This is a genomic window from Xenorhabdus koppenhoeferi (assembly GCF_900116635.1).
Classification (GTDB): Bacteria; Pseudomonadota; Gammaproteobacteria; order Enterobacterales; family Enterobacteriaceae; genus Xenorhabdus; species Xenorhabdus koppenhoeferi.
Window position 1 is genome coordinate 22396 of the sequence record NZ_FPBJ01000039.1, and the last position, 6000, is coordinate 28395.

General features: G+C 41.5%; 5 protein-coding genes and 1 pseudogene. 2 read left to right on the top strand and 4 right to left on the bottom strand.

The window, feature by feature from the left end:
- Positions 1-358: 358 nt before the first annotated feature.
- The 4 genes from rsmG to asnC all read right to left on the bottom strand — a co-directional run bounded on the left by rsmG (position 359) and on the right by asnC (position 4249).
- Positions 359-979, bottom strand: a complete 621-nt coding sequence (rsmG, locus tag BM329_RS11900; RefSeq protein WP_092553381.1) for a 16S rRNA (guanine(527)-N(7))-methyltransferase RsmG — start codon at positions 977-979, stop codon at positions 359-361.
- Between the two features lie 11 nt (positions 980-990).
- Positions 991-2880 carry a tRNA uridine-5-carboxymethylaminomethyl(34) synthesis enzyme MnmG gene (gene mnmG, locus BM329_RS11905; protein WP_092553384.1) on the bottom strand — a complete coding sequence of 630 codons (1890 nt, stop codon included), beginning with the start codon at positions 2878-2880 and terminating at the stop codon, positions 991-993.
- 375 nt (positions 2881-3255) lie between these two features.
- The gene (gene mioC / locus BM329_RS11910) at positions 3256-3696 is read right to left on the bottom strand and encodes an FMN-binding protein MioC (protein WP_092553387.1); all 441 of its coding nucleotides are present in this window, start codon (positions 3694-3696) and stop codon (positions 3256-3258) included.
- 91 nt (positions 3697-3787) lie between these two features.
- Positions 3788-4249 carry a transcriptional regulator AsnC gene (asnC, locus tag BM329_RS11915; RefSeq protein WP_092553390.1) on the bottom strand — a complete coding sequence of 154 codons (462 nt, stop codon included), beginning with the start codon at positions 4247-4249 and terminating at the stop codon, positions 3788-3790.
- Positions 4250-4415: 166 nt separating this feature from the next.
- Here asnC and asnA point away from each other — a divergent pair, with 166 nt between their 5' ends.
- Both asnA and BM329_RS15340 read left to right on the top strand, forming a co-directional pair.
- A complete protein-coding gene (gene asnA, locus BM329_RS11920) occupies positions 4416-5408 on the top strand; it encodes an aspartate--ammonia ligase (protein WP_092553393.1) in 993 nt (330 codons plus the stop codon).
- A 404-nt stretch (positions 5409-5812) separates the two neighbouring features.
- Positions 5813-5908: pseudogene (locus BM329_RS15340) on the top strand (D-ribose ABC transporter substrate-binding protein); the annotation flags it as partial.
- Positions 5909-6000 lie beyond the last annotated feature (92 nt).

The following is a 6000-nucleotide window of genomic DNA, read 5'->3' on the forward strand; positions in this document are numbered from 1 at the left end:
ACAAATACTATTTAATATTCTGCAATGCCTGATGGTATGACCTCTGTATTAAACGTGATACATATCACATCAATAAAAATCAATTAATTAATGTTATATCTATAAAGTTTTATCTGATATATCGATAAAAAACGTTACATTTTAATTTTGTTCACTTTCTCTAAAATTTATTTATAAAGAAAATTGGTCGTAGTCATCAGAAAGAAAAATTATACCATTATAAAAATAACGTTGTTTTTCTGTGAGCTATTAGTAAATAAAGTTGAAACTATAGAGGAAAATGATTAGTAACGTCCGTAACATTATAAATGTGTTTGGCGTCACTAATTATTTATAATTTTATTGACAAATAACAAAGTTAGTTTGACTTAAGGATAACTAAATGGCGTTGCTCATCTAATTCTGTAACTTGGAGGGGGATGACGCTATCAAGTATGAACCCTGCCGGCAATTTCACTAATTCATCTTCCGGTATTACACCTTTTAAAGCATAAAAACGCCCTTCAAGTAGTTTAGGAAGGTGCCCGCACCATAAGAGCATGTCTTGCAAAGACGCAAATGCACGACTAATCACTCCATCAAAAGGTGATTCAGGGATAAATTCCTCAACACGGCTTTTCACAGGACTGATATTGGTTAAACCGAGTTCATGCTGAACCTGACGTAAAAAACGAACTCGTTTTCCCAGACTGTCCAATAAGGTGAAATGGGAGTCTGGGCGCACAATCGCCAGTGGGATCCCCGGTAAACCAGGCCCAGTCCCTACATCAATAAATTGCGTTCCATGAAGATATGGATTAACGGTAATGCTATCCATGATATGGCGGATTAACATCTGTTCCGGGCTTCGGACAGATGTCAGGTTATAAGCCTTATTCCATTTGTTGAGCATATCAACATAGGCGACAAGCAGCTGTTTCTGTTCCTGCGATAATTCAATATCCGTCTTCGCCAGCAATGATTCTAATTTGTTAAGCAAAATCTGTCCCCTTAAGCGCTACGACGCAATAAACCCTGTTTTTTTAACCAGACCAGCAAAATGGAGATCGCTGCTGGAGTGATACCTGAAATGCGTGAAGCCTGACCAATTGAACTTGGTTTATGGTCATTCAGTTTTGCAATAACTTCATTGGAAAGCCCACTGACTTGTTGATAATCCAGATCAACTGGCAGTGCAGTGTTTTCATTGCGTAATTGCTTTTCGATCTCCTCTTGCTGACGGGCAATGTAACCTTCGTACTTCACTTGAATTTCAACCTGATCTGCTGCCTGAGGCTCTGTCAAGCTAGGTGCAAAACGTGACAGTGATGTCAGCAGTTCATAATTCATTTCAGGACGACGTAACAAATCTTCACCATTGGCTTCTTTTGACAATGGTGTTTTCAACAGCTGGTTGATATCCCCTAGGCTGTCAGAATGAGGATGTACCCAGATATTACGCAGACGTTGACGTTCTTGTTCGATCATTTCAACTTTGAGGCAATAATGTTCCCAACGGAGATCATCAATTAAGCCTAGCTTACGCCCTTGTTCAGTCAAGCGTAGATCCGCATTATCTTCACGTAACATCAAGCGATACTCAGCGCGGGAGGTAAACATACGGTAAGGTTCTTTAGTTCCCAATGTACATAGATCATCGACAAGAACACCGATATAAGCCTGATCACGGCGTGGGAACCAACCCTCTTCACCAGCGGCATAGCGGACGGCGTTAAGACCTGCCAATAACCCCTGTGCGGCAGCTTCTTCATACCCGGTAGTGCCATTGATCTGACCCGCAAAAAACAGTCCGTGAATAAATTTGCTTTCTAAAGTTTGTTTTAAATCACGTGGATCAAAGAAGTCATACTCGATAGCATAGCCAGGGCGAATTATACGGGCATTCTCCATGCCTTTCATCGAGTGAACAATTTGCATCTGTACATCAAATGGCAGACTGGTTGAAATCCCATTTGGATAGATTTCGTTACTGGTGAGTCCTTCTGGCTCCAGGAAGATCTGATGGGCATTGCGATCGGCAAAACGCATCACTTTATCTTCAATGGAAGGGCAGTAACGAGGGCCGATCCCTTCGATGATCCCCGCATACATTGGACTGCGATCCAAATTATTGCGGATCACTTCATGGGTTTTTTCATTGGTATGAGTGATATAACATGGAATTTGCGGCGGGTGTTGAGTCGTATTGCCCATGAATGAAAATACAGGTGTCGGATTATCACCCAGTTGTTGTTCAAGCTGACTAAAATCAATGGTTCGTGCATCAATACGAGGAGGTGTACCTGTTTTTAGGCGAGCGACACGCAAAGGCAATTCGCGTAAGCGATGAGATAATGCGATCGCAGGAGGATCTCCGGCACGTCCACCACTGTAGTTTTCTAATCCAATATGAATCTTTCCGTCAAGGAAAGTCCCAACGGTCAGAACCACAGACGTAGCCTTAAATTTCAATCCCATACGAGTAACAACACCTGTGACAGTATTGTTCTCAACGATGAGATCTTCTACCGATTGTTGGAAGATCATTAAGTTAGGTTGATTTTCCAGTGCTGTTCTTACAGCTTGTCGGTAAAGCACCCGATCCGCTTGTGCGCGTGTAGCCCTGACTGCTGGACCTTTGCTGGCATTGAGTGTTCTGAACTGAATACCTGCCTGATCAGTGGCTTTCGCCATCAGGCCACCAAGTGCATCGATCTCTTTTACCAGATGTCCTTTACCGATCCCACCAATGGCTGGATTACATGACATCTGGCCCAAAGTATCAATATTGTGAGTCAGTAATAAGGTTTGACGCCCCATACGTGCTGCGGTCATAGCAGCTTCAGTGCCGGCATGACCTCCGCCGATAATGATAACGTCAAAATGCTCTGGATAAAACATGTGTAAACCTTCAATTATGAAAATGCTTCGTATGCATTGGGGAGAGAATTCTACTCAAGTTTGGGCTTAAGACCAAGCAGGAAGAGATCATCATTAATTAAAATAAGATCTTTTTATTTAAAGATCTCTTTATTAGATCTTTTATTAGGATCACGATCTTCTGTGGATAAGTGGGTTTTCCATATAAAGATCATGAGACTGTAAAGGATCATTTGCTGTGAATGATCCGTGATCCAAGCTAGTATAAGCTGGGATCTAAAAGCAGAGTTATTCACAGGTGGCTAATTGTGATTCGGTTATTAAATGGATAACTACGGGTTAACCCCTGCTTTTCAGACAAGTTATCCACAGTTGATTGTTATATTTTTAATCGAATCAGAGTAACTTTGCCCATTCTTTAGCCCATTCTTCAGCCGGATCTTCGGGAATTTCGTGTTTCAGAATGTCTATTTCCAGTCGATCTCCGATCCGTTTTGCACCGAGATCTTCCAATAAGCGTTCTAGTGATCTTATGGCACCACAGAATGTGTCATATTCGGAGCTGCCAAGACCGACCGCGCCAAATGTTACTTTACTTAGATCGGGTTGTTGTTGTGCAATAGCATCTGACAGGGGTTGGAGATTTTCAGGCAAATCTCCTGCCCCATGCGTTGATGTCACCACAAGCCACACTCCTTCAAGAGGAAGATCTTCCAATGAGGGACCATGAAGTATCACTGTTGAAAACCCGTCATTTTCTAAGATTTCGGCTATATGTTCAGCGACGTATTCGGCGCTACCCATTGTGCTGCCGCTAATTAAGGTTATCGTGCTCATTGTGATCCTTGCTAAATTAAAAAGCGGCTATTGTACGCTGTGAATCTATTGGGATCTACCTGTGGATAATGTGGTTAAGCTATTTTCTCTTTTAGGGTTTGATTGTCCTTGTTATCGGGTTTTGCAAGGAGATTAAGGTTTCTGTTGATTGGATTTCATCAATTGTTTGGATCTTGTTGATAAGTACATCCTGAAGCGCTTCGATGGATCGGCACATGACTTTGATGAAAATACTGTAATGCCCGGTGGTATAATAAACTTCAACAACTTCATCGAGCATATCGAGCTTCTTCAATGCTGCCGGGTAGTCTTTGGCGCTTTTTAATATAATGCCGATAAAGCAACATACGTCGAATCCCAGTTGCTTGGCACTGATATCAACCCGGGTTCCGGTGATAATCCCTGACTGTTTCATTTTTTCTACGCGAACATGAATTGTTCCCGGACTAACGGAGAATTTTTTGGCTAATTCTGCGTAAGGTATACGTGCGTTCTCCATTAAAGCGTGAAGTATGTCACGATCTAAATTATCGATCTGATAAATTTCTGCCATTTTTAAACCCTTTTTTTGAATGATATTCATTTTTTTAATGTAAAAATTATCGTTTATTAATTTTATGCAATATTTTTATTATTGGATATTGAATTTGTACCTCATTTTGTTGCTTAATCTATTCCAACAGGACACAGGGTCACTAAAAATTTTTGAGAACAACATCATGAAAACATCCTTCATTGAAAAACAGCAGCAAATTAGTTTTGTGAAATCATACTTTTCCCGTCTGCTAGAGAAACAACTTAGTTTAATTGAAGTTCAAGGGCCAATCTTGAGCCGTCTTGGTGATGGTACTCAGGACAACCTGTCTGGTCATGAAAAAGCAGTACAGGTAAAAGTGAAAACATTGCCGGATGCAACGTTTGAAGTGGTTCATTCTCTGGCGAAATGGAAGCGCAAAACTTTAGGTCGCTTTGGTTTTCAAGCTGAACAAGGGTTGTATACCCATATGAAAGCTTTGCGTCCTGACGAAGATCGCTTGACTCCTATCCACTCTGTTTTTGTTGATCAGTGGGATTGGGAGAAAACGATGGGTGAAGGTCAACGTTCACTCGATTATTTAAAACAGACAGTAGGTAAAATCTACGAAGCAATAAAAGAAACGCAACAAGCGGTAAGTAAGGAATTTGATCTGGCACCGTTCCTGCCAGATCAAATTCACTTTATCCACAGCGAAGAGCTTCTGAAACGTTATCCGGATCTGGATGCTAAAGGTCGTGAACGTGAGGCAGCCAAAGAATTCGGTGCGATTTTCCTGATGGGTATTGGCGGTAAATTGTCTGACGATCAGGCACATGATGTTCGCGCACCGGATTATGACGATTGGACTTCACCAAACAGTGATGGTTTCTTTGGCTTGAACGGTGACATTATTGTCTGGAACCCAGTTTTACAGGATGCTTTTGAAATTTCTTCAATGGGTATCCGGGTTGATGCAGAAGCTCTGCAACGTCAGCTTAAGATGACTGGTGATGAAGATCGTCTGCAATATGATTGGCATCAGGCATTAATCAAAGGTGATATGCCACAGTCTATCGGCGGTGGTATCGGGCAGTCTCGTCTGGTAATGCTGATGTTGCAAATGTCACATATCGGTCAGGTTCAATGTAGTGTTTGGTCACCAGAAATTATTGGATCCGTTGAAGGTGTGCTGTAAGGCTTAATTTCGCCACCTTCTTTGTAAGCGGCTTGTAAGTCCGGTATCAAAACGTCAGATATGATCGAATATCCGCATGATACCGGGCTTTCCATTGTGGAGCATGCACCAACATTACAGAAATAGCCATGTTCTTTGTGAAAAATACCCGTAAATTTCAGGTAATCTCTTTTATCTTCTTTGACAAATATCATGAGTCACGGCAATACTTGGTGGGGGGGAATCTATGGCTGAACTCTCTCACTGCGTGATGCGTAGCTCTATCTCAAGGGAAATGATATTTGACACCCTGAATTAGTCATCTCATAATTTTTGATCTCAATTGTTTCTGTTTTTTAGTTAATTGAAGAAAACTTTGTTCAATACTGGCAATCCAATGTTCTTCGATAATGCCAATATCCTCCTTTGTCACAATGAAATATAGCGCCCAGAAAGAGGCTGATAAGTTGGGCTATAACCTGATTGTGCTTGATTCTCAGGATAATCCGGCCAAAGAATTAGTACTACAGCCGTAATTGTTCTGTAAGCCGATGATCTTCCCGGCGACGATAATGACATTGTTGTGCCCGGTATTGATGCCGTCGTCGCCAGT